The 23,807-nt window shown below is 38.5% G+C and carries 17 protein-coding genes and 1 rRNA gene (1 of these 18 running past the window's edge); 13 read left to right on the top strand and 5 right to left on the bottom strand.

All coding sequences use genetic code 11. From position 1 onward, the window contains the following. Nucleotides 1-122: 122 nt before the first annotated feature. Genes uxaC through PYW34_RS11030 form a run of 4 tightly spaced genes read right to left on the bottom strand, consistent with a single transcriptional unit; the run spans nt 123 to nt 5,521 of the window. The gene (gene uxaC, locus PYW34_RS11045; protein WP_002286000.1) at nt 123-1,517 is read right to left on the bottom strand and encodes a glucuronate isomerase; all 1,395 of its coding nucleotides are present in this window, start codon (nt 1,515-1,517) and stop codon (nt 123-125) included. A 38-nt stretch (nt 1,518-1,555) separates the two neighbouring features. Beyond that, nucleotides 1,556-3,055, bottom strand: coding sequence for a UxaA family hydrolase (locus PYW34_RS11040; protein ID WP_002286002.1), 1,500 nt, complete (start codon nt 3,053-3,055; stop codon nt 1,556-1,558). Next, entirely contained in the window at nt 3,048-4,469 is a 1,422-nt protein-coding gene (locus PYW34_RS11035; RefSeq protein WP_002286004.1) for a tagaturonate reductase, read from the bottom strand. The genes PYW34_RS11040 and PYW34_RS11035 overlap by 8 nt, the downstream gene beginning before the upstream one ends. Nucleotides 4,470-4,528: 59 nt before the next feature. Continuing rightward, nucleotides 4,529-5,521 carry a LacI family DNA-binding transcriptional regulator gene (locus PYW34_RS11030; protein WP_002303178.1) on the bottom strand — a complete coding sequence of 331 codons (993 nt, stop codon included), beginning with the start codon at nt 5,519-5,521 and terminating at the stop codon, nt 4,529-4,531. 231 nt (nt 5,522-5,752) lie between these two features. Between PYW34_RS11030 and PYW34_RS11025 the strand changes: the two genes are divergently transcribed. Next, nucleotides 5,753-7,951, top strand: coding sequence for a helix-turn-helix domain-containing protein (locus tag PYW34_RS11025; RefSeq protein ID WP_002286007.1), 2,199 nt, complete (start codon nt 5,753-5,755; stop codon nt 7,949-7,951). 581 nt (nt 7,952-8,532) lie between these two features. Here PYW34_RS11025 and PYW34_RS11020 read toward each other — a convergent pair. Next, nucleotides 8,533-9,405, bottom strand: coding sequence for a carbohydrate ABC transporter permease (locus PYW34_RS11020; RefSeq protein ID WP_002286008.1), 873 nt, complete (start codon nt 9,403-9,405; stop codon nt 8,533-8,535). A gap of 299 nt (nt 9,406-9,704) precedes the next feature. Between PYW34_RS11020 and PYW34_RS11015 the strand changes: the two genes are divergently transcribed. The 12 genes from PYW34_RS11015 to PYW34_RS10960 form a co-directional block, all read left to right on the top strand. Beyond that, complete coding sequence (locus tag PYW34_RS11015) at nt 9,705-10,679, top strand: ABC transporter permease (RefSeq protein WP_002286009.1); 975 nt, start codon at nt 9,705-9,707, stop codon at nt 10,677-10,679. Between the two features lie 21 nt (nt 10,680-10,700). After that, nucleotides 10,701-11,393, top strand: a complete 693-nt coding sequence (locus PYW34_RS11010) for a YesL family protein (protein ID WP_002286012.1) — start codon at nt 10,701-10,703, stop codon at nt 11,391-11,393. Further along, nucleotides 11,359-12,867, top strand: coding sequence for an extracellular solute-binding protein (locus PYW34_RS11005; protein WP_002286015.1), 1,509 nt, complete (start codon nt 11,359-11,361; stop codon nt 12,865-12,867). Before PYW34_RS11010 ends, PYW34_RS11005 begins: the two co-directional genes overlap by 35 nt. Nucleotides 12,868-12,940: 73 nt before the next feature. After that, complete coding sequence (locus tag PYW34_RS11000) at nt 12,941-14,044, top strand: glycoside hydrolase family 88/105 protein (protein WP_002286016.1); 1,104 nt, start codon at nt 12,941-12,943, stop codon at nt 14,042-14,044. Nucleotides 14,045-14,046: 2 nt separating this feature from the next. Continuing rightward, the gene (locus tag PYW34_RS10995; RefSeq protein WP_002286021.1) at nt 14,047-15,384 is read left to right on the top strand and encodes a glycoside hydrolase family 28 protein; all 1,338 of its coding nucleotides are present in this window, start codon (nt 14,047-14,049) and stop codon (nt 15,382-15,384) included. After that, on the top strand, nt 15,371-16,249 hold the full coding sequence (locus PYW34_RS10990) for a dienelactone hydrolase family protein (RefSeq protein ID WP_002294494.1): 879 nt from the start codon (nt 15,371-15,373) through the stop codon (nt 16,247-16,249). The genes PYW34_RS10995 and PYW34_RS10990 overlap by 14 nt, the downstream gene beginning before the upstream one ends. After that, nucleotides 16,246-17,169, top strand: a complete 924-nt coding sequence (locus PYW34_RS10985; protein ID WP_002286024.1) for a pectinesterase family protein — start codon at nt 16,246-16,248, stop codon at nt 17,167-17,169. The genes PYW34_RS10990 and PYW34_RS10985 overlap by 4 nt, the downstream gene beginning before the upstream one ends. Continuing rightward, a complete protein-coding gene (locus PYW34_RS10980) occupies nt 17,166-17,447 on the top strand; it encodes a DUF4064 domain-containing protein (protein ID WP_002303181.1) in 282 nt (93 codons plus the stop codon). Before PYW34_RS10985 ends, PYW34_RS10980 begins: the two co-directional genes overlap by 4 nt. Nucleotides 17,448-17,450: 3 nt before the next feature. Then, nucleotides 17,451-19,019, top strand: coding sequence for a glycoside hydrolase family 43 protein (locus PYW34_RS10975; protein WP_002286026.1), 1,569 nt, complete (start codon nt 17,451-17,453; stop codon nt 19,017-19,019). Nucleotides 19,020-19,258: 239 nt separating this feature from the next. After that, on the top strand, nt 19,259-20,677 hold the full coding sequence (locus PYW34_RS10970; RefSeq protein WP_002303182.1) for an MFS transporter: 1,419 nt from the start codon (nt 19,259-19,261) through the stop codon (nt 20,675-20,677). Between the two features lie 11 nt (nt 20,678-20,688). Beyond that, nucleotides 20,689-21,999 carry a glycoside hydrolase family 28 protein gene (locus tag PYW34_RS10965; protein ID WP_002303183.1) on the top strand — a complete coding sequence of 437 codons (1,311 nt, stop codon included), beginning with the start codon at nt 20,689-20,691 and terminating at the stop codon, nt 21,997-21,999. 523 nt (nt 22,000-22,522) lie between these two features. Further along, a 16S ribosomal RNA gene (locus PYW34_RS10960) occupies nt 22,523-23,807 on the top strand (it continues 275 nt past the right edge of the window).

Genomic DNA, 23,807 nt, shown 5'->3' with positions numbered 1-23,807 from the left:
AGCAGAACAGCAAGAGAAGAAGACGGAGCAAATTTGGTCCGTCTTCTTCTCTAAAACGTGGATAAACGGATTCCGTTATTTCACTATCCTGTTTTTGATTCGTTACTGTTACTATTAATCAATTAGGCAAAAAAGCCAAAGTAATTTTTAGCATTTGTATAACTAATCGCTTGAACTAGACTTCCTAAAAGTTGTTCATCTTCAGGTGCTTCTCCTCGCATGACCATTTCGCCTAAAAATTCACAAAGAACACGACGGAAATATTCATGTCTAGTGTAGGACAGGAAACTTCTTGAATCTGTCAGCATGCCGACAAAATTCCCCAAAGCACTACCATCAGCAAATTGTGTCAATTGATCGCGCATACCAGCTCGAGTATCGTTGTACCACCATCCAGAACCTAACTGCAGTTTTCCATTCTGTTCTTTTTGGAAACAGCCCATCAAAGCTAAAATCGCAGGATAGTCATTCGGATTCAATGAATAAAGGATCGTCTTTGGCAACTGATCCGTTTCTTCTGCACGGTTCAATAATTTTTGCAGAGGAATAGTCAAAGAAAGATCATTCATTCCATCATAGCCGGTATCGGGCCCTAATTTTTCCAACATTTGTGTATTACAGTTACGATAAGCATGGATGTGCAGCTGCATCGTCCAATTATGAGAATGATAGAAGTGGGTCAAATGTATCAGTGTTTCTGTACGATAAGCATCGATTTCATCTGAAGATAATAGTTTGTTAGCTCGTGCTTTTTGAAAAATCTCTTCTAATACTGTTTCATCCGCTTCTTTATAGCGTAAGATGTCTAAAGCGTGGTCGGAAACACGACATCCATGTTGATGGAAGTATTCTATCCGCTGCCCTAAGACTTCTATCAGTTCTTGATAGGTGGTGATCGTTTGGTCAGCTGCTTCTTCCAGTAGTGTGACCCATGCATTAAATCCTTCTTTTTCAATATTGAGTGCTTTATCTGGACGGAATGAAGGTAGAACCTTCAAATCTGGTTCTTCATGAGCAAGCAACTGATGATAGTGCAAGTCGTCTGCGGGATCATCTGTTGTACAAATCACTTCTACATTCGATTTTTTTGCGATTTCCCGACGGCGAAAATCAGGAGCTGCCAAAATTTCATTTGCTTGTGTCCAAATTTTCTCTGCATTTTCTTCATTTATCAACAAGTCAATACCGAAGAAACGCTTCAATTCAAGATGTGACCAACTGTAAAGCGGATTTCCGATAATTTTTGGTACGGTTTGACACCAAGCTAAAAATTTTTCAAAATCAGAAGCATTTCCTGTGATTTTTTCTTCAGGCACGCCGCAAGCTCGCATCAAGCGCCATTTGTAATGATCGCCTCCTAACCAAGCTTCTGTCAGATTGCTGAAATTGTTGTTTTCGTAAATTTCTTTTGGATCTAAGTGACAGTGATAATCAATAATGGGCATGTTTTTTGCGTAGGAATGGTAAAGCTTTTTCGCCCAATCGTCTTTTAATAAAAAATCATCAGATAAAAACATAAATCTTCCTTCTTTCTTTTTATACTGTTTTATGAAAATCAAAGTGTTACTCCGTTTTTAAAAATGGCAATTTCTCGAACGTCATTTTGTTCATTTTTCGTTTCTTCTCCACTAGCTACAGCGATGATTTTTTGAACAAACGATTCTAAGATTACTTCCATTGGTTGTTCTAATAAGACGCCTGCATTAAAATCCATCCAATGACCTTTGCGTTCAAAAAGAGTTGTATTCGTAGATACCTTGACCGTTGGGACATATGAGCCAAACGGAGTCCCTCTTCCTGTGGTAAACAAGACCAACTGGCAATCGGATGAAGCAAGAGCAGAGGCAGCTACAAGATCATTCCCGGGAGCTTGCAATAAACTAAGCCCTGGTTTTCTGATTTTTTCGCCATATTGTAGCACATCAACGACAGGAGAGCTTCCTGATTTTTGCGTGCAGCCTAAAGACTTATCTTCTAATGTAGTGATCCCACCTGCTTTATTACCAGGAGATGGGTTTTCGTAAACTGGTTCCCCGTAAGACAAGAAATACTGTTTGAAGTCATTGATCAAGTCAACGATTGAGTCAAAAACTTCTTCATTTTCCGCTCGTGCCATCAATACTTGTTCTGCGCCAAACATTTCTGGCACTTCTGTTAAGATCGTGCTGCCTCCTTGAGCAATCAAGTAGTCAGAAAATGCACCAAGTAAAGGATTAGCAGTTATTCCCGATAGACCATCAGAACCGCCGCATTTCAAACCGACATTCAACTTAGAGAGCGGGACTGATATGCGCTGGTCATTTTCCGCCGCTGTTAAAAGCTCTTCTAATAGAGCCACACCTTGTTCGATCTCATCGTAAACATCTTGAGCCACTAGAAATTTCACTCGTTCTTCATCATATTCACCTAAAATTTTTTTGAATTCAGGAACTGTATTGTTCTCACAACCTAATCCAAATACTAAAACTCCTCCGGCATTGGGATGATTTACTGCGTCCGCTAAAATTTCTCGAGTATTTTGATGATCTTTTCCAAGCTGCGAACAGCCATAAGGATGCTTTAAAATCGTAATATGGTCAAACTGTCCCAGATCTGGATGTTTTTCCTTGAACTGTTTGACGATCAGTTCAGCAATGCCATTCACACACCCAACGGTAGGTACTAAAAACAAATCATTACGAATCCCTACTTTTCCATTTTTTCGCAAGTAACCTTGAAATGTTCGGTTCTCAAAAAGGTAATGACTTGGATGGACATCTTTTTCATATCGATAATCCAATTCACCAGAAAGATTGGTTTTTACATTATGAGTGTGCAGCCATTGACCGGCAGTTACGTCTGTCGTCACATGACCGATTGGATAGCCATATTTGATCACGTTGTCTCCAGCTTTCAAATCACCCAATGCAATCTTATGACCTTGCGGGATATCTTCAAGAGTGGTGATCGTTTGCTGATCAATCGTCAGTTGTGTTTGTTTTGGAATAGGGGTTAATGCGACGACCACACTGTCTCGTCGATTTAATTTCATTGTTGGTTGCAGGGTTTCAAGCATGGACCATCGTTCCTTTCATTTCTTGTAATACTGACCGGACACCTTTTTGATCGATCTTTGCAGCTATTTCTTGAACTGTATCTGTCACATTCGGTATTTGAGACAAATCTTCTCCCCAAAGCGCAGCGTTTTGCAATAATCGAGGAATAGCTGTTCCATTATCAGACCAAGCATCAGTAAATTCGCTTATCGTCTTTTCATCATCATGTGGCTTTACTTGATCGCCTCGATACATAAGAAGTAGCGCAGCTAGTGAAACAGTGATTAACGGTGGTACCTGATTTTGTTCTTCGATATACTTCTTGAACACTGGAAGCAGACGGGTGCTGAACTTTGAAACACTATTTAATGAAATCGCTTCTAATTTGTGATGGGCAAAAGGATTCAAGAAACGTTCTTTGATTTGGTCAGCATAAATGGCTAATTCATCTTTAGGTAAAGAAAGCATAGGAATCAATTCTAGATTGAATAACTGATCAACATATGCGGAGAATAAAGGATCTTTCATTACTTCTTCTACAGTTTCCAATTCCGCCAACAAAGCAAGAGGGACCATCGCTGTATGCGGTCCATTAAGCAAATGCACCTTACGTTCACGATAAGGAGTCATATCATCTGTGATGATGACATTCAAGCCAGCCTGTTTGAATGGTAGTTGATTCTCCAATTCTTTAGGCCCTTCGATCACCCAAAGCATGAATGGTTCTGCTTTGACCATCAATTGATCTTCATAGTTATGCCGTTGATTGAAAACACCTGCATCTTCGCGAGGATAACCTGGGACGATGCGATCAACTAAACTACAACAGAAAACATTTTCTTTTTCTAACCACTCAACAAAAGCAGGTTCTAAATCCCATTTTTCTGCGTAGCGTAAAATGATTTCTTTTAGACGTTCGCCGTTTCTGTCAATCAGTTCGCAAGGAATGATGGTAAAGCCAGCTTTGTTTAATTTGAAACGTCGGTATAAAAAGGCTGTCAGTTTGCCCGGGAAGCTCTGTGGGGGAGTATCTGTTAAATTATCAGTCTCCACGAATTGGATTCCTGCCTCTGTTGTATTGGAGACGATATAGGCCAAGTCGTCATTTTCTGCTAGAGATAGATAAGCATCCCATTCATCATAAGGATTGATCATTTGTTCTACTACGGTGATAATCTCGGAAGTATCAACGATTTCGCCATTGCTGAGTCCTTGTAAAATGACCGTATATAAATTATCTTGCTGGTTCATCATATTTCCAAGACCTTGTTCTAAAGGTTGAATGATTGCAACATTACCTTTAAACAATTGTTGGTTATTCAGCTGCTGAATCTGCCAATCAATAAATCCACGCATAAAATTGCCTTCACCAAACTGAAGAACTTTTACAGGTGCTTCGTTTTTTTTCACTAATTCTTTTGTCAGTTTTTTCATATAAACTTCCTTTCTGTGTTATGCACACGTTAACATTTTTATATAAAATTACTTGTAGTTTACAAGTAATTGATCGACTCACGAAGGATCAACAAGGTGGAGAGCTCAATTTTAGATTGTTCGATCGTCCTGCCTTCGATCAAATCTAGTAAAAGCTTTGTTCCTTCTTGACACATTTCTTTCAAAGGCTTACGTACGGTGGTAAGCGGCGGATTGAGATAGGAGACGACTGGAGAATCATCGAACCCGATCAGAGAAATGTTCTGGGGAACACGGAGGCCAGCTAAATGTACAGCTCTCAATGCACCAATCGCTATGTCGTCGTTGCCGCAAAAAACCAGAGTAGGCAGGTCAGAAAGTGATAATAGGTATTCCATGTTTTGGAGGCCGCTTTCTAAGCTGTAATCTCCTGTTAAAAAATAGGCTAGATTGACAGGGATGCTCGCTTTTTTTAGACTTTTCAATACCCCTTTTTCCCGTTCTTTTGTCGAACGAAAATTTTTCTTTCCGCCAATATAAGCGATCTTCGTATGTCCGCATCCAATACCGTAATCTACTGCCTGCATAACACCGGCCGCATCATCGGCAGTGACGTTGATAACCGCTGGATCATTGATGTGACGATTGACAACAACGAAAGGAAATTCTTTTTCTTTGAGATAGTCGATGAAAGGCTGATCATCATCACTTTGACTCATAACGATCAGTCCATCGTAGCGTTGCAGGTTGATTTCTGTTAAATCAACAACATCGATACTTTCAACAGATAAACTGTAATTTGTGTCTAATACTGAATGGATGCCTGCAATGGAATCTGCTAGGAAATTTGATGAAGTTCCTTTATGCAAACTTGAGAAAAATAGTCCGATTAGATATTTTTTTTGATTCACTAAACCTTTTGCACTATAGTTTGGCGAATAATTCATTTCCTTAGCTAGTTGTCGTATTTTTTGTTTTGTTTCATTTTTTATTAAACTGCTGTTATTCAAAGCACGAGAAACTGTCGTATGAGAAACGCCAGCTGCTTTAGCGATATCTTTGATCGTTACCATTCCATCATTTTCCTTACTTTTTCACTTTTTGTTAACGCATTCATCATATTACGATAACTACGATAAGTCAATAGATCTTTGATATGAAAAGATTGCACACGTTAAAAATTACTTGGATTTTTATTTTTAATTATGCTATTCTTGAAAGCGGGGAATGCTCATTTAATTAGATGAGTATCAATTTTACAGAAAAATGAAAGCCTTTTATTTTAAAAGGAGGAGAGGAAGAAAATGAAGAAAAGTACAGTATTTTATAAAATATTTTTACCGATGTTTTTATTAGGAGCCGTACTTGTCATAGGATTTAGTTTATTCATTTACCAGAATACCTATGAATCGATCGAATCGAGTTATTTAACAGACAAAAAGAATTTGCTCAGGCAAGTTAAAACTAACGTTGAATGGAAAATTAGAACGATTGAATATTCGTTTTCTACGTATGGTTCGACCAAAAATTTCTCGGACATATTCAAGCATCCGCTGACATATACAGATTACTCCACTTATTCTGAAATCAGGAAAGAACTAAATTTTATAGAAACGATTGTTATGGATGATAATAATTATGATTTAGTCAGTTTGGCTGGTAAATGGGGAGTAATCAATGGATCGTTGAGTCAACTGACCGAAGAGGAAGTTGAAAAGTATCAACAGAAGTACATAAATAACAAAAATAATTTATTTTGGCAAAAGAAAAACAAAGGAATCGAAATGGTGATTTCTTTGCCAATGTTTGAAAAAGAAAAATATGCATTGGGAATTGCTACGATAGAGAAACATACAATAGAACAAGTTGTTGGTGAAAGTGGAGAAGACATACTTTCTATTGAAAACGAAGTTGGCAACCTTTTTACTACTCAGACAGTAAAAAATAAAGAGCAACCAACTGTATTAACGGACGTGGATCTAGATTACAATCAGCTGAAAGTGATAAGAGAAAAAGATAAAACGTATATAGTACTGAAATCAGATTATAATAATTGGATTTACAGATTAGAAGTTGACTCTAGTGCAATTGGCGCAATGATCCGCAATCTGAGAATCGGGCTAGTTGCAGTGTCTTTAACACTGGTAGGACTCATTGGTCTTCTTTCCTACTTATTTTCGGACAGATTTGCCCGTCCGATTTCTCAAATACAGGAACGTCTGAATCTTAAATCAAAAGGATTCAGTGGGAAAGAACTAGATTTGGTCGCTCAATCAGTCAGTCGGATCATAGGAGAAAAAGAAGCGTTAAGTGCACACTTAGTTACCCAAAAGCCACAGCTGGAAACGCTATTTGTACTTAGTTTATTTAGAAATCGAGTAGAAAGGCGAGAACTAGATCAGCGGTTGCAGCAATTTGGTTATAGTTCTCAAAATGACTGCTATTATACAGCTTTGGTTCAAATCGATCTGTTAGAAGATAGTCACGGTGGGGAGCGTGATTTGCTACTTTTAGCGATCAACAACATGATCACGGAAATTGTGCCAAAGGAAAATCGAATGCTGCCGATCGTTTTGAATGAAGAAATGCAAGCCACTATTTATCGAATGGATAAAGATGATGCAGAAGCAAGCAAAAAAGTCATGGAGTATTGCCGACTCATTCAAAAACGTGTAAAAGAATACTTGAATTTAACTATCAGTATAGGCATCAGTAACCGGTTCGAAACGCTGAATGAAAGCAAGCAATCGGTTGATCGGGCAAAAGAAGCCCTGTATTATCGTGTAAATACTGGTCCAAGTTCAATTATTTTTTATCAGGAAATCGTTCCTGCTGCTCATGAAAAAACACTTATTAGATATCCGATAGAAGAACAAAATCGATTGTTTGAAGCCATTCGTTCTGGAAATCAGGAAGTGAAGAATTTAGTACATGAATTGATTGATGCATTGTTTGCACAAAATAAAAATCCTTTGAGTCGGGAAGTAGTTTCGGTCCGCTTGATCAATGAACTCGTTCAATTAGGACAGTTATTGGGAGTAGATTCAAAAAACTTTGATAACATGAAACAAATTTATGTAAAAGCACTGAACAATTATCATCCCAAAGAACTAGAAAAACTTGTTTTAGAACAATTAGTTCTGCCAATCACAGAATGCTCTCAAGCAATCACTGATCATGAATTTAAAAATTTGTCGGAGAATATTATGCATATCGTCTACACAGAATATGATCGTGATCTGTCTTTAGATGTGATCGCTGATAGGTTGCATTATAACCCTAACTATTTAAGTAATGTATTTAAAAAGGAAACAGGAGAAAAATTTGGTGATTTTGTTCAAAATCATCGTTTAGAGGTAGCAAAAAAATGGTTGAAAGAGACTAACCTCTCCGTAAAAGAGATTGCAGAAAGATTGCAATATCGAAATCCGCAAAATTTTATTCGTTTCTTTAAAAAGAAGGAATCGATTACGCCGGGAGAATATCGAAAAAAATATTTGTGAATCAAGAGGCTGTTTTTCTTGTGATCTGATTCAAGCAATAAAAGAGGACAGCAAAAAACAGCACTTCATGTTTTGCTGCTGGCTGATTTTATTGCCGCAGAATCAACAAGATAAACGCCGTTTAATCAAGAGGCTGTTTTTCTTGTGGACTGATTCAAGCAATAAAAGAAGTTAGAATAACCCTAGTATTTGTATTTATGGATAGTTAAATTTCAAGGCTAAGCACGCAAAAAGAACTGTGACAAAAGTCTTGTCACAGTTCTTTTTTACGAATAAATGGCGTTCAAGAGACAGGCTATCGACAATAAGGCATAATTTTGTGAAATATGGGAAGCTATTTTTCAAAATCGCTTCTTATTGCTCCTGTGGGTTACTCGTCGCAATGTTTGTGAGAGTTTTTATCATCGCTCAAGGCTGAACGTCTCTTTCACAACCTCTGATACACGGTGTTCCAGGAGTAGATTCTTCGAAAAATAAGCCGAAATTTCACAAAAATTTAAGAAGCAATTTTCGTAAATGCCTTCTTATTTCTTGAAGCTGACCACTTCTGACACAACTACCATTTTGCGTTCAGTACATAATCACCCTTTGACAGAACCTACGAGTGCTCCTTTGACAAAATATTTCTGAACAAAAGGATAAACAATCAGCATAGGCACTGTTGCAATAACGATAACAGCCATTTTAACTGTTTGTGCTGGTGGAATCACATCAACGGCACTACTTTCTGCTTGCATCCCACTTGATACAATGACGATTTGGCGTAAAAGAATCTGTATCGGCCATTTAGATGAATCGTTGATATACAAAATAGCAGTCATATAAGTGTTCCAGTAAGTAACAGCATAAAAAAGCGAGATAGTAGCAATAGACGGTAAAGCTAATGGCAGCATAATTTTGAAAAATACACCAAAATCTGTGCAACCATCCATTTTTGCTGATTCTTCCAAACTATCCGGCAAGGCTTGGAAAAAGTTTCTCATAATGATCATATTCATTGCATTAACAGCCACAGGCAGGATCATGGCCCAGTAAGAATTGACCAGCCCTAGAGAACGAACAACTAAGAACGTTGGAATCATCCCCCCGCTGAACAACATAGAAAATACAACAAGAAAGTTGACGAAACCTCGACCAAACAAATACTTTCTGGAAAGACCGTAGGCCATCAGTGAAGTTGCACACATACTGACGATCGTTCCGACACCTGTAACACCAATCGAAACAGCAAGTGCTCTAAAAATGGTCGGCGTAGAAAGAATGTAGCGATACGCGTCTAAAGAAAAGGTAGTAGGAAAAAGGATAAACTTTTTCGCGACGACTTCTTGTGTAGAAGCAAAAGATGTAGCGATGATATTTAAAAAAGGAACGATACAGATCAAAGCTAGCAAAATTAGAAACGTATTGTTGAAAAGTGTAAAACTTCTTTCTCCTATAGAGACTTTCTTTTTCATATAGATAGGCTCCTCCTCAAAATAAATTAAATGTTTCTGTTTCTATATGTTCAATTTATCATCGGTGAAAGATTACGTATATAATCATTTCCTATGCTAAGTGTCAGATAGAAAAAAATAGAAGGTTTGCTATGCGTAGTTTATTTGTGAAAAAATACACTTTATCGTTTTGTATAGCACAAAAATCATTGCTATGTAAGCGTTTTTACTTACGATAAAAATGATTATATACGTAATTCAGATAGTTATCTATCATGAAGTCATAAGCAGCAAACATTCACAAAACTAAGGAGGGGCTTATGGAAAGTGTAAAGAAACAAGAACCATTTCAACTGACGCTATCGAAAAAAGAAGAAAAGCTCAGAAGACGAAAAAAAATAATTGCAGGAATCAAAACGAATAAATTTTTATATGTGATGATTCTGCCGGGAGTCCTTTATTTCTTGATTTTTAGGTATCTTCCTATGGGGGGACTCGTTATTGCTTTTCAAGATTATCAACCATTTTTAGGAATAATGGGAAGTCCTTGGGTCGGTTTCAAACATTTCATTCGTTTGTTTACAGAACCGACATTCTTTACATTATTAAGAAATACGTTGATCTTGTTCGGATTAAATATCTTCGTGTTTTTTCCGATGCCAATCATTTTGTCTTTACTATTAAATGAAGTAACGAACAAACGATTGAAAAACGGGATTCAAACGATCATTTACATCCCTCACTTCATGTCTTGGGTAATCATTGTTTCGATTACTTATGTATTTTTGAATGTTGACGGAGGGGTATTGAATGAATTCCTTGCAACAATGGGATTTGAAAAAATCAGTTTTCTAACATCCCCTGAATGGACACGCACAGTATATATCGGACAAGTGATCTGGAAAGAGTTGGGCTGGTCTACGATCATCTACCTTTCAGCGATAACTGCAGTCGATACACAGTTGTATGAAGCTGCAGAAATGGATGGAGCAGGACGCTTACGCAAAACATGGCATGTTACATTGCCGGCAATTCGTCCAGTAATCATTACCTTGCTGATTCTAAAAATCGGTCAGACATTAGACTTAGGGTTCGAGCATATGTACTTGTTATTGAATTCATTGAATCGAAGCGTTGCAGAAATTTTCGACACCTATATTTATACAGCTGGATTGAAGAATGGACAGTTAAGTTTCAGTACAGCAATGGGATTGTTTAAAGGGGTCGTAGGATTGTTTATGGTAATTTTAGCTAATAAGATTGCCAAAAAGCTAGGAGAAGACGGCGTTTACTAAGATAGAAAGAGAGGGAAAGATATGCTGCAGTCATTAGATAAAATAAACGGAAGGCTAAATCGTATTTTACAGTTGGTTTATTTGAATTTTCTGTGGGGCGGTTTAGTCATCGCAGGTTTGGGAGTTTTTACTTTCGGTCCTGCATCGTATGCGATGGTTGCAGTGATTAGAAAATGGCTGCGCTCAAAAGAAACGTTTCCTTTGACGAAAACGTACTTCACATATTTTAAAGAAAACTATCGTGAAACCTTGCTGATGAGCTGGATATATGGCGCCATCGGGATTGTTTTACTTGTGGATCTTTCTTTCATACACAATTGGTATCTTAGGATCGCTTTGTATATTGCTGCGTTCATATATGTGCTCTCAGCACTCTATATTTTCCCAATCATGGCTCATTATGATTGGAAAGGATATTTTTTCAAAATGAAAATGGCATTTTTATTCGGATTCTCACATCTTCATTACTCATTAGTGTTGATATTAAGTATGGTAGGGATTTATCTGATGATCATCCAAACAATGCCAGGTGTTTTAACCTTTATCGGTGGCAGTCTCTTCTTTTCCGCAGTCACGTGGACAGCAAATTCTATATTTTGCCATTTGGAATGGAAGAACTCATATACAGAAAAAACAGAAGAAAACAAAAATATTATTAAAACAGTGAAGGAGAAAATTTATGAAAAAAGCAACGCTCGTAAAATTAGGTCTTAGTTTTGCAGGAATTCTAGCACTTGCCGCATGCGGCAGCAGTTCAAGTAACAGTTCTTCAGAGACAGAAGATGGAAAAGCTAAAATCACTTGGTTAAATATTTTGCATCATGCTTCACCGCCTACAGACACGATTGTGAACTTGATCGAAGAAAAAACCGATACGGAACTGACATTCAACTGGATTCCTGATGCTTCAAAAGAAGAAAGATTAACAACTGCATTGGCTTCTGATGAACTAGGAGATATCGTTACACTTCAAATTGCGATGTTGAAAAACTCTTCTGTCCGCAATGCGTTAAAATCAGGCGTATTCTGGGATGTATCAGAATATTTAAAAGACTATAAAAATTTAAGTCAAATTTCTGAAGATAGAATCGAAGCTGCGAGTATCGACGGTGCCTTGTACGGCGTACCGATACAAAAAGACTACGCTCGTGCTGGCTTAGTCATTCGAAAAGACTGGTTGGATAATCTAGGACTAGATGTTCCAACTACCATGGATGAGCTTTATGAAGTAGCTAAACAATTTACAGAAAACGATCCTGATGGAAATGGTGTGGACGACACAGTTGGTTTTGGCGATCGTGCGCCTAGTGATATTCGTTATACCAGCTTTAAACTTTTCACTTCTTATTTTGGAGCACCAAATGGCTGGGCTGTAGACGATAATGGCAAATTCACTCCAGAATTTGATACAGAAGAGTATATGAAAGCTTTGAATTTTTCAAGAGATCTATTTGAGAATGGCTATTTGGCACAAGACTTTGCAGTTACCCAAAAGACTGATCAGCAAGAACAATTTGCACAAGGAAGAACTGGAATCTACACTGGAATGGTGGATATCAAGAATCTGAAGACGATGGGTCAAGGTATTCAAGATGATATGGAATTAGTGCCTGTAAACAAGATCTCAGATGGTGAAGGCGGCGGTTATCATGTTTGGTCAGAAGGAAATGGTATTGGCGGCTTGCTAGCATTTCCCAAATCTCAAGTAAAAGACGAAGCACAATTGAAGAAATTACTTCAATTTGTTGATGATCTTTTAGAAGAAGATGTGTATAAATTGATGACTGGCGGTATCGAAGGAACGCATTATGAATTGAATGATGATGGTTCTATCGAATTTATCGATATGGATCTTTGGCAACAAGAGGTGCAACCGTTATCAAGCTCTCGTCCTAGTGAAGTGACGTTCTCTTTCAAAGATACAGACCCTGAAAAAGAATTCTCTAATCAATTGATCAAAGAAAATGAAGAATTTGCTGTAATGGATCCTTCTGTGCCATTGGATTCACCGACGAACAATGAAGTAGGATCAGAAATTGAAAAAATCGTCATTGATGCTACGGTGCAATACATCATGGGACAGCTTGACGAAGATGGATTCAAAAAAGCTGTAGAAGACTGGAAAGCACAAGGAGGCGATCGAATCACACAAGAGTACGAGGAAGCATACAAAGCAGCGGCACAGTAATATAGACGATTGGGACAAATACTTCTTGGTATTTGTCCCAAATCCTATTTTAATTTTTAAAGGAGAGCAAATAATGGAAAACTGGTCAAAGAAATTAGCAAAAAGTATCATGGAAAGAACACCTCGCTTATATGAAGAAAAGTGGTATAAAGGAAAATGGTCTTATGACTATGGCGTCGTACTTAAAGGGTTCCAATTACTTTGGGAACGAACCCAAGAAAAAATTTATTTTGATTTCATAAAAGACAATATCGACTATTTCGTGCAAGAAGATGGAACGATCCGTGGCTACAGCGTTGAAGAATACAATATCGACCATGTAAATACAGGAAAGCTTTTCTTTTTATTGTACAAAGAAACAGGCGAAGAAAAATATAAAAAAGCAGCAGAACTCCTTTCCCAGCAGTTGGCAAACCATCCACGCACATCCGAAGGAGCTTTTTGGCATAAAGAAATTTATCCTTATCAAATTTGGTTGGATGGCTTATATATGGGTTCTCCTTTTTATGCTGAATTTATCCAGAATTTTAGTGAAGAAAAAGATTACCAAGATGTTTTGAGACAGTTTGAAATCAGTTATAAACATCTATTCGATCCAAAAACAAATTTGCTGATTCATGCATGGGATGAAAAGAAGGTCCAACCATGGGCTGATCCAAAAACAGGTCTATCCCATCATTTTTGGAGCCGATCGATTGGCTGGTATTTGATGGCTGCAGCAGATACCTATGAATTACTTCATGAAGAAACAGATTGTTCTTTGCTGAAAGAAATTCTAGAAAAGACACTGGCTGCATTACTTCCATATCAAGAAGAAAACAGCGGGACATGGTATCAAGTAACAACAGAAACAAAACGGAAAGGAAATTATCTGGAAGCTTCCGGCAGTAGTATGTTTGTTTACGCAATGGCTAAAGGAATACGTTTGGGACTGCTGAACAAAGAAGAATGGCTTCCACAAGTGAAGAAATCACATCAAGGATTACTTGATGAATTTGTTCTGGAAACAAAAGAAGGCTGGCTGAACTTGAATAAAAACTGTCAAGTAGCAGGGTTAGGCGGAGCAGATCAGCGAGATGGTTCATATGCTTACTACATCAGTGAACCAATTATTTGTAATGATCAAAAAGGCGTTGGTGCATTCTTGCAAGCATTGATTGAAGTGGAGGCATTATAAATATGTATGATATTTTGACATTTGGCGCATCAATTGATGAATTGAATACTGAAGCAATACAACAAGCCATTGATGCTGCAGCAAGTGACGGAGGCGGGACCGTAGTTGTTCCAGCAGGTGAATTTCTAACAGGAGCTTTATTTTTAAAAAGCAATGTCGAACTTCATTTAAGCGCAGGAGCGGTTCTGAAATTCTCTGACGATCCAAAAGATTATCCTGTTGTTCATTCACGTTGGGAAGGAGTCCATCGAAAAGTTTATGCTTCCTGTATCTATGCTCAAAATGTAGAGAACATCTCTGTCACTGGTTTCGGTACATTAGATGGAAATGGAAAAAAATGGTGGCATACTTTTAGAAATGAACCAGATAATCTCGCTTATCCTCGTCCTAAATTGATGAGTTTCCATAACTGTCATCGAATTACTGTGAAAGATATTAAATTGATCCAGTCACCAAGTTGGACGATCAACCCGATTCTTTGCAGTAATGCAACGTTTGATAACTTGACGATCTTGAACCCAGCGGATTCACCAAATACAGACGGAATTGATCCAGAATCATGCAAAAATGTGCGTATTAGTAATTGCCATATTGACGTGGGAGATGACTGTATTGCAATCAAGGCAGGGACTGAAGATACGTACGAAAGGATCGCTTGCGAAAATATCACGATCACAAATTGCACGATGGTCCATGGACATGGCGGTGTCGTATTAGGAAGTGAAATGAGTGGTAGTATTCGTAATATTACCATTTCAAATTGTATCTTCCAAGAAACTGATCGAGGAATACGATTGAAATCTAGACGAGGTCGAGGCGGGATCGTTGAAGATATTCGAGTATCCAATATAGTCATGGATAATGTGATGTGTCCATTTATACTGAATCTTTATTATTTCTGTGGTCCGCGAGGGAAAGAACCGTATGTATGGGAAAAAAAGGCTTATCCGATAGATGAACGGACACCAGCATTCAGAAGGATCCATTTTTCGAATATCACGGCAAGGAATGTCCATGCTTCTGCAGGTTTTATTTATGGATTAGCGGAACAATTCATACAAGAAATCACATTTGACAATATCGATGTCTCGATGGCCCAAGATGCAGTTCCCGGTGTTCCTGCTATGATGACAGGAATAGAGGAAATGAGCAGACAAGGATTTTATATTGGCTTTGCGGGTAAGGTTTCCTTTAACCAGATGTCGATTGAAAATCACGAGGGACCAGCATTTCTATTAGAAAATACTAAAGAAATCAGTATTGAGAAATTCCAATCAAATCAATCAGAAAATATGGATGAACTGGTTGTTCGTAAAAACTTTGCTTATGCAGTTGAATGATTTTTTAGGTGCTCCATCTAGCAGACATACCCCTAGTGGAAAACGATTATACCGAGAAAAACAAAACGGTTTTATGCTTGAATACTATCAATTGTACTTAAATGAATTGGAAACAGTACCAGCCCTCTATGCTTATCCAGAAAAAGAAGGACCGTTTCCGACGGTCCTTTACCTGCATTCTCACGGCGGAGATTTTTCAGTCGGGAAAAGTGAATTGATCCATGGTGCTCCTTACTTAGCTTCTCCATCTTTTGCAGAAGTACTGACAGGAATGGGATATGCTGTTTGGTCGATTGATGCTTGGGGATTTGAAGAACGCGGAGGTATTTCTGAAAGCGAGTTGTTCAAACAATTTTTATTAACAGGAAAAACGTTATGGGGAATGCGTATTTATGATGTGATCAGCTTGATCGATTATTTGGAGACAAGGGAAGACACAGATACTCAACGGCTCGCAACGATTGGTCTTTCTATGGGAGGCTTATTAAGCTGGTGGGTGACAGCATTGGATTCTCGTGTCAAAGTTTGTATTGATCTAGCGGCACAGGTGGACATCGAAACACTTTTGCTACATCGCCGCCTAGATCATCATGGGTTTTATTACTATGTGCCAAATCTATTGACAGCTTATACAACGTTAGCAATCCAAGAAAAAATCGCTCCGCGCCCTCGTCTTAGCTTAGTTGGAAAAAACGATACGATGTGCTTGGACGAAGGCGTACTGAAGCTGAGAAAAGGGCTGGACAAAAAGTATCAATCAATGGGTAGTCCAGAAAACTTTTCTTCTTTTTCTTTAACAGGCGGTCATATGGAAACACAAGAAATGAGAAATATTTGGAAACAATTCATAAGGGAGCATTTATGAGGATGAAAGACAAACTGATAATTGGAAAGAATGCTATAGATACCCCGACGGATTTTGAAACTATCCAAGAAGGAATCGATTATTTGGCAGGCCTGCCGGATAGCCATCCAAAGGTCTTGATAGTAAAAGAAGGAAGATATGATGAATATATAGAAAGCAGATTATCCAATTTTAAACTTGTGGGAGCAGGAACAGTAGTTATCTCCGGTAATCGTTTTGCAAAACAGGAGTATCTTGACGGTAGCCAGTTAGGGACTTTCCGAAGTGCTACTTTTTTCTTAGAAGGATCGAATGTCGTATTAGAAAATCTTCACATCGAAAATACAGCAGGTCCAGGAGAAAAGGTAGGACAGGCTGTTGCTTTATTCAATTCAGGAGATCGCGTATCTTTAAAAAACTGTCGACTATCTGGTTATCAGGATACCTTATGCACGGGTCCGTTGCCTGATTTGCAAAAAGATGGTACTCCTTTTTGTACACCGGCTTCTGCCAATCCTGAGTATTGTCGTCAGACCTATGAATATTGCTGGATTGAAGGAACGGTGGATTTCATATTTGGTGGGGCAGATGCCGTTTTTCATCAGTGTCATATCCATAGCTTAGCCAGTAAAAATCCTGGATACATCACAGCAGCATCTACGCCGAAAAATCAAAAAACAGGGTATCGTTTTGAAAGCTGTACCTTGACTGCAGAACCTGATACTAGAAACGTCTATTTAGGAAGACCGTGGCGTCCGTATGCAAATGTCTTATTTGAAGCGTGTAAGATAGGTGGGCATGTTCACCCAACTGGTTGGGATAATTGGGATGACAAGAAAAATGAACAGACTGTCAAATTCTCTGAACGTAATAACAATTATGAAACATCGATCAAAAGACCTGAATGGATACATTTAGAAAAGCAGGGGGTTCAGAAATGAAAAGAAAATGGGAACTATTGCTAGGAATGGTCGGTGGCAGTCTATCTTTGATTTTCTTTGGCGGGTTAGCAGTTACTTTAAGTAATATGTCTGCGTCAGAGTTTAAAAAAAGTTATCAGTCGCTTGCTGTAGATCATTCAACTTTGTCTTTAGAAAATACATTTGGATTATTACAGGACATGACTGGTCTGTTTGCCGTTGTGTTGTTTATTTCACTTGCTTTTTTAGCAGCTGGGGCATTCAGTTTATATCGAGTAAGAATGAGAAAAGGAGCCTGAATCATGCAGACTATCAAAGTGAAAAATCCTATTTTAAGAGGATTCAATCCAGATCCTAATATATTAAGAGTGAAAGAGCGGTATTACATTATTGTCTCCTCTTTTGAATGGCTTCCAGGAATCCGAGTATATGAGTCGAAAAATTTAGTCAACTGGTCACATACAACGGATATTTTGACCACTCAAGTATCTTTGCAAGGAAATCCTACAAATGGAAGTATATGGGCGCCACAGATCAGTTATGCTGATGGATTGTTTTATCTTGTTTACACAGATGTCAAAAGTGCAGGCCGTCCGTTTAAAGATGTCCACAATTATTTGATCACTGCATCTGAGATCACAGGTCCTTGGTCCGAACCAATTTATTTAAATAGTAACGGCTTTGATCCTTCTTTGTTCCATGATCTTGAAACGGGAAAAAAATGGCTTGTCAATGAACTATGGGATTATCGTCTGGACACACCGAATAAATCCAGCGGTATCGTATTACAAGAATATGATGCAGAGAAGAAGAAGCTTGATGGTCCCATCTATAAAATATTTGCAGGTACAGAATTAGCGAAAACGGAGGCACCACATTTGTATTTTCGTAACGGGTATTATTATTTGATGACGGCAGAAGGCGGTACAGGAAGAGGACATTCAGTTACAGTTTGCCGAGCAAAGAATATTACTGGTCCTTACGAGCTTGATCCTGGTTTTCCTATGCTGACAGCTAGTGACAAACCTGCTTCTACATTGCAATGTACAGGACATGGGAGCTTAGTACAAACCCCGTCAGGAAGATGGTACATGACATATCTTTGTACCAGACCATTAAACGGTGCGGCTATTTTGGGAAGAGAAACCGCTATTCAAGAAGTGTATTGGACGTCCGACGATTGGTTAAGACTTAAAGATAGCCAGACAACTCCGATGGAAGAAATAATGATTGAGACAAATGAAGAGGTACAACAAGAAAAAGATCATCAGTTTATGGATACATTTGAAGGAGAGCTAAAGAAGAACTGGAATGCCAGACGCATTTTGCCAAATGCTGATTGGTGTGATACAAAATGTAGACCAGGTTTTTTACGTCTGATTTCCGGTGAATCTCTTCAATCTACCTTCGAACATCATTTGTTAGCTATTCGGCAAACGGATTTTACTTTTGATGCGGAGACAGCATTTGAATACATGCCTAATAATTTTAATCAGATGGCTGGACTGGTACTGTACTTAAATGAATCCAATTATATTTATTGTTATGTTACTTGGAATGAGGACAAGGGAAAATGCCTACGTATGATAGAATCAGAAAACGGAGTAGCACAAATAGAAGATTGGACGATTCCACTCACAGAAAAGAAGACTTTTTTGAAAGTCACTGTAAAGAAAGAGACAGCACAGTTTCATTTGAAAGACGTATCAACTGAAGAATGGAAGAAAGTAGGTCCGCAAAAAAACATGTGTATACTCTCAGGAGGGTTTACTGGAAATTTTATCGGGATAGCAGTGCATGATCTAAATAAAAAAAGAGGAAGTTATGCTGATTTTGAGTTTTTCAAGTATGATGGAAAAGATCATCTGTAATTTAATTCTTTAATAAATGAGGTTCACTAACTTATTTTCACTAGTTAGTGAATTTTTTTGTTTGTATATATTGTTATGTAAAAAAAGTTATCAATCTTATGCATCAATGTTTTTAGATTATTTTTTGTTTTTTATCTGTCAAGATAATGCAATAAAAAGCCAACATTGTGAATATAAAAACAAGAAAAAAAGAGTTATAATTTTGAAAACGTTTACTAGAAGAGGTAGGAGGAATTCAAATGCTTTCACAAAATGCTGTTACAGCAAATACAGTAAAAAAAGAAAAAAAGGAATTTGGGATTTCCGATAAGATAGGCTACATGTTCGGTGATCTAGGTAACTGTTTTATTTTAGGTTTAGTCAATAGTTTCTTGATGATTTATTATACGAATGTTCTTGGCGTTTCAGGGGCAATCGTAGGTACGTTATTCTTGATTTCGAGAATTTTGGATGCGTTTGCTGATGTGATGGTTGGAAGATTATGTGATGTCTCAGAGTTAACAGAAACTGGCCGATTTATTCCTTGGATCAGAAAAATGAAGTATCCATTTTGCTTAGTGACTGTCATTTTGTTTTTGCCATTCGTCCAACATCTTCCAATGACGGTGAAGATTGCTTATATTTTTGTTTCATACATTGTTTATGGGATTTTTCTCTCAACAATCAATATCCCGTATGGAGCAATGGCAGCAGCAATTAGCTCAAATCCTAATGACCGCACCTCGTTGTCCACGTTCCGAAGCATTGGTTCTGCGATTGGCGGATCAACTACAGGATTCTTCATTCCGATTTTAATGTATACCCATAACAAGAGTGGACAACAAGTCGTTTCAGGGAATCATTTCTTTTGGATTTCAATCGGATGTGCTGCAATAGCATTTGTCGCATATATGTTAACTTGTAAATTGACTACTGAAAGAGTAAGAGTTGTCAAAAACGAAAAAGTATCTGCTTCTCAGTTGGTAAAAGGTTTGTTAGCTAATCGAGCACTGATTATTTTAGTCATTGTTGACATTTTCATTGTGATCAATCAGATTTTAGCTGGGACGAATATGACTTATTTATTCAATGATTACTTCCATAATAAACAAGCAATGTCTGTTGCTCTTTTATTTACTTACGGAACAGTAGTAGTTTTAGCACCATTTGCTACAAAGCTGACAAAATTATTTGGTAAAAAGGAAGCAAGCGTATTTGCGTTACTTGCTTCTTCATGTATGTACTTGCTGATGTATTTCCTTCATATAACAAATGCATGGGTATATCTGATTCTTTTATTTATCGCTACTTTAGGATCTGGTTTATTCAATTTGATGGTCTGGGCATTCATTACTGACGTGATTGATTATCATCAATATAAGACAGGCTTAAGAGAAGATGGAACAGTATATGGAGTAAATTCTTTTGCGAGAAAAGTAGGACAAGCATGTGCAGGAGCGGTAGGCGGATTTATGCTGGCACTCATTGGTTACCAATCGTCTACAACAGGTGGAGCCATCCAATCAGTTTTAGTACAAGAAAGGATTTATACGATGGCAAACTTGTTACCAGCATTCTGCTTATTTGTATCCGCAATCATTTTGCTAGTAGGTTACCCACTGAATCGTTCAAAAACTGTATTTATTGGTGAAGAATTGAAAAAAATCAATGAAAGATAGGGAGAAACGTATTGCGGACAAAAAAAGGGATTATCAATGCTTTGAACTTTAAAACAAACGACACTCAACAAGATGATACAATAATACTGCAAAAAGCAATCGATCAAGGTGCGAAAGAACACTTACCTGTATTTATTCCAAAAGGCATTTATTTAGTCGGAGCCCTTTTTTTAAAAGATAAGAGTCATCTTATCTTTGAAGAAGGTGCAGTCCTCAAGGGGAGAACAGATATCGAAGCATTTCCAGAAATCGATACACGAGTAGCCGGCGTAGAAATGAAATGGCCAGCAGCGATTTTGAATGTTCTCTCGGCGAAAGATATTCTTATAGAAGGAAAAGGAATAATCGACGGTCAAGGAGACCATTGGTGGGAGCTGTATTGGGGAAAAGATCAAAAAAGCGGGACAAGAGCTGAATACGATCAAAAGGGACTTCGTTGGATTGCGGATTATGCTATTAAACGTCCACGCGCTTGTTTACTGTATCATGCAGAACATGTTGTTGTTCGTGATTTGATTTTTCAGAAATCAGGTTTTTGGAACTTGCAAATCACTTATTCTAACGATGTATTAGTAGAAAAAGTAATCATCCGCAACAATGATGGACCAAGTACAGATGGGATTGATATTGATTCTTCAACAAATGTGCGTGTCTATGAATGTGATTTGGCCTGTGGTGATGATTGTATTGCTATTAAGTCTGGCAGAGATGGCAATGGTGCAAGAGTCAATCGAAAATCATCAAGAATCGAGGTTGCTAGATGTAAAATCCGTTCAGGATACGGTGTAACTATTGGTAGCGAAGTTAGTGCTGGAGTTAGTGACGTATATATTCACGATATCAATTTTTTTCAGTCAGACTGTGGTATTCGAATGAAATCTTCAAAAGAAAGAGGGGGAGTGATCGAAAATATCAGGGTAGAAAATCTGAATATGATTGATGTACAATTTCCTTTTTCTTGGATAATGGACTGGCATAATGAATACAATAGAAAAAATAGCAATGACCTTGCTCAAATGCCAGAAAGTTGGCAAGCAGTGGCTGAAGAAATACCTGAATCAAAGCAAATGACGAAAGTCAAAGACATACACATCAAAAACGTACAGGCATGCCTTTCTCCAGGTTACTCACTTCCTTCCCGAGCTTTTGATTTAGTAGCATTTCCTGAAAAGCCTATAGAAGATGTCTGCTTTTCTCATTGCCAAATAACTGCAAAAGAATTCGGGCGAATCGAAGCAGTACAAAACTTATGTTTCAAAAGCTGTGATTTATCTATAGAAACTGGCAACACAGCTGCAAACAATACTTTTGACAATCGTTGAAATTATAATAAGGTCAAGCTTAAATAATATTTTAGCTTGACCTTTATTTTTTTTAATGATATATTAAACAACGTTGTCGCGCTTCATTGAAACATTTTATGAAAATTCCAAAAAAGAGTTGACACATGTTTTTAGACGTGATAAGATAACTAAGTCGTTAAAAAGAACCACTTGCGAAGCTTGATTCTATCGAAAAAAAACTTCAAAAAAGTTCTTGACAAATAACAAACGATAAGTTATGATAAATGAGTTGCTGAAAGATTTCGAAAAACGAAATCGAAAAAAACTTTTAAAAAAGAGTTGACAATCGCTTGTCTCTCTGATATGATATAAAAGTTGCTACGGCAGCCAAAAACGAATCGGGAAACACTCCCGATGAAGTAGACCTTTGAAAACTGAACAAAGTAAGACAAACCAAATGTGTAGGGCGTCTTGATTCAATTCAAGACAATAAACATTTTTAACAAGCAAGCAATATGCTAGCAAACAAATTGAGCTTAACAATCGCAAGATTGTTCGAACTTTTTATGAGAGTTTGATCCTGGCTCAGGACGAACGCTGGCGGCGTGCCTAATACATGCAAGTCGAACGCTTCTTTTTCCACCGGAGCTTGCTCCACCGGAAAAAGAGGAGTGGCGAACGGGTGAGTAACACGTGGGTAACCTGCCCATCAGAAGGGGATAACACTTGGAAACAGGTGCTAATACCGTATAACAATCGAAACCGCATGGTTTTGATTTGAAAGGCGCTTTCGGGTGTCGCTGATGGATGGACCCGCGGTGCATTAGCTAGTTGGTGAGGTAACGGCTCACCAAGGCCACGATGCATAGCCGACCTGAGAGGGTGATCGGCCACATTGGGACTGAGACACGGCCCAAACTCCTACGGGAGGCAGCAGTAGGGAATCTTCGGCAATGGACGAAAGTCTGACCGAGCAACGCCGCGTGAGTGAAGAAGGTTTTCGGATCGTAAAACTCTGTTGTTAGAGAAGAACAAGGATGAGAGTAACTGTTCATCCCTTGACGGTATCTAACCAGAAAGCCACGGCTAACTACGTGCCAGCAGCCGCGGTAATACGTAGGTGGCAAGCGTTGTCCGGATTTATTGGGCGTAAAGCGAGCGCAGGCGGTTTCTTAAGTCTGATGTGAAAGCCCCCGGCTCAACCGGGGAGGGTCATTGGAAACTGGGAGACTTGAGTGCAGAAGAGGAGAGTGGAATTCCATGTGTAGCGGTGAAATGCGTAGATATATGGAGGAACACCAGTGGCGAAGGCGGCTCTCTGGTCTGTAACTGACGCTGAGGCTCGAAAGCGTGGGGAGCAAACAGGATTAGATACCCTGGTAGTCCACGCCGTAAACGATGAGTGCTAAGTGTTGGAGGGTTTCCGCCCTTCAGTGCTGCAGCTAACGCATTAAGCACTCCGCCTGGGGAGTACGACCGCAAGGTTGAAACTCAAAGGAATTGACGGGGGCCCGCACAAGCGGTGGAGCATGTGGTTTAATTCGAAGCAACGCGAAGAACCTTACCAGGTCTTGACATCCTTTGACCACTCTAGAGATAGAGCTTCCCCTTCGGGGGCAAAGTGACAGGTGGTGCATGGTTGTCGTCAGCTCGTGTCGTGAGATGTTGGGTTAAGTCCCGCAACGAGCGCAACCCTTATTGTTAGTTGCCATCATTCAGTTGGGCACTCTAGCAAGACTGCCGGTGACAAACCGGAGGAAGGTGGGGATGACGTCAAATCATCATGCCCCTTATGACCTGGGCTACACACGTGCTACAATGGGAAGTACAACGAGTCGCGAAGTCGC

Source organism: Enterococcus faecium (assembly GCF_029023785.1).
GTDB lineage: Bacteria > Bacillota > Bacilli > Lactobacillales > Enterococcaceae > Enterococcus_B > Enterococcus_B faecium.
This window is presented reverse-complemented; position numbering and strand designations above follow the sequence as displayed.

Bases quoted from the DNA above. Each gene is read 5' to 3' on its own strand.
- uxaC (WP_002286000.1), bottom strand. From the start codon at position 1,517: ATGTTTTTATCTGATGATTTTTTATTAAAAGACGATTGGGCGAAAAAG.
- PYW34_RS11040 (WP_002286002.1), bottom strand. From the start codon at position 3,055: ATGCTTGAAACCCTGCAACCAACAATGAAATTAAATCGACGAGACAGT.
- PYW34_RS11035 (WP_002286004.1), bottom strand. From the start codon at position 4,469: ATGAAAAAACTGACAAAAGAATTAGTGAAAAAAAACGAAGCACCTGTA.
- PYW34_RS11030 (WP_002303178.1), bottom strand. From the start codon at position 5,521: ATGGTAACGATCAAAGATATCGCTAAAGCAGCTGGCGTTTCTCATACG.
- PYW34_RS11025 (WP_002286007.1), top strand. From the start codon at position 5,753: ATGAAGAAAAGTACAGTATTTTATAAAATATTTTTACCGATGTTTTTA.
- PYW34_RS11020 (WP_002286008.1), bottom strand. From the start codon at position 9,405: ATGAAAAAGAAAGTCTCTATAGGAGAAAGAAGTTTTACACTTTTCAAC.
- PYW34_RS11015 (WP_002286009.1), top strand. From the start codon at position 9,705: ATGGAAAGTGTAAAGAAACAAGAACCATTTCAACTGACGCTATCGAAA.
- PYW34_RS11010 (WP_002286012.1), top strand. From the start codon at position 10,701: ATGCTGCAGTCATTAGATAAAATAAACGGAAGGCTAAATCGTATTTTA.
- PYW34_RS11005 (WP_002286015.1), top strand. From the start codon at position 11,359: ATGAAAAAAGCAACGCTCGTAAAATTAGGTCTTAGTTTTGCAGGAATT.
- PYW34_RS11000 (WP_002286016.1), top strand. From the start codon at position 12,941: ATGGAAAACTGGTCAAAGAAATTAGCAAAAAGTATCATGGAAAGAACA.
- PYW34_RS10995 (WP_002286021.1), top strand. From the start codon at position 14,047: ATGTATGATATTTTGACATTTGGCGCATCAATTGATGAATTGAATACT.
- PYW34_RS10990 (WP_002294494.1), top strand. From the start codon at position 15,371: ATGCAGTTGAATGATTTTTTAGGTGCTCCATCTAGCAGACATACCCCT.
- PYW34_RS10985 (WP_002286024.1), top strand. From the start codon at position 16,246: ATGAGGATGAAAGACAAACTGATAATTGGAAAGAATGCTATAGATACC.
- PYW34_RS10980 (WP_002303181.1), top strand. From the start codon at position 17,166: ATGAAAAGAAAATGGGAACTATTGCTAGGAATGGTCGGTGGCAGTCTA.
- PYW34_RS10975 (WP_002286026.1), top strand. From the start codon at position 17,451: ATGCAGACTATCAAAGTGAAAAATCCTATTTTAAGAGGATTCAATCCA.
- PYW34_RS10970 (WP_002303182.1), top strand. From the start codon at position 19,259: ATGCTTTCACAAAATGCTGTTACAGCAAATACAGTAAAAAAAGAAAAA.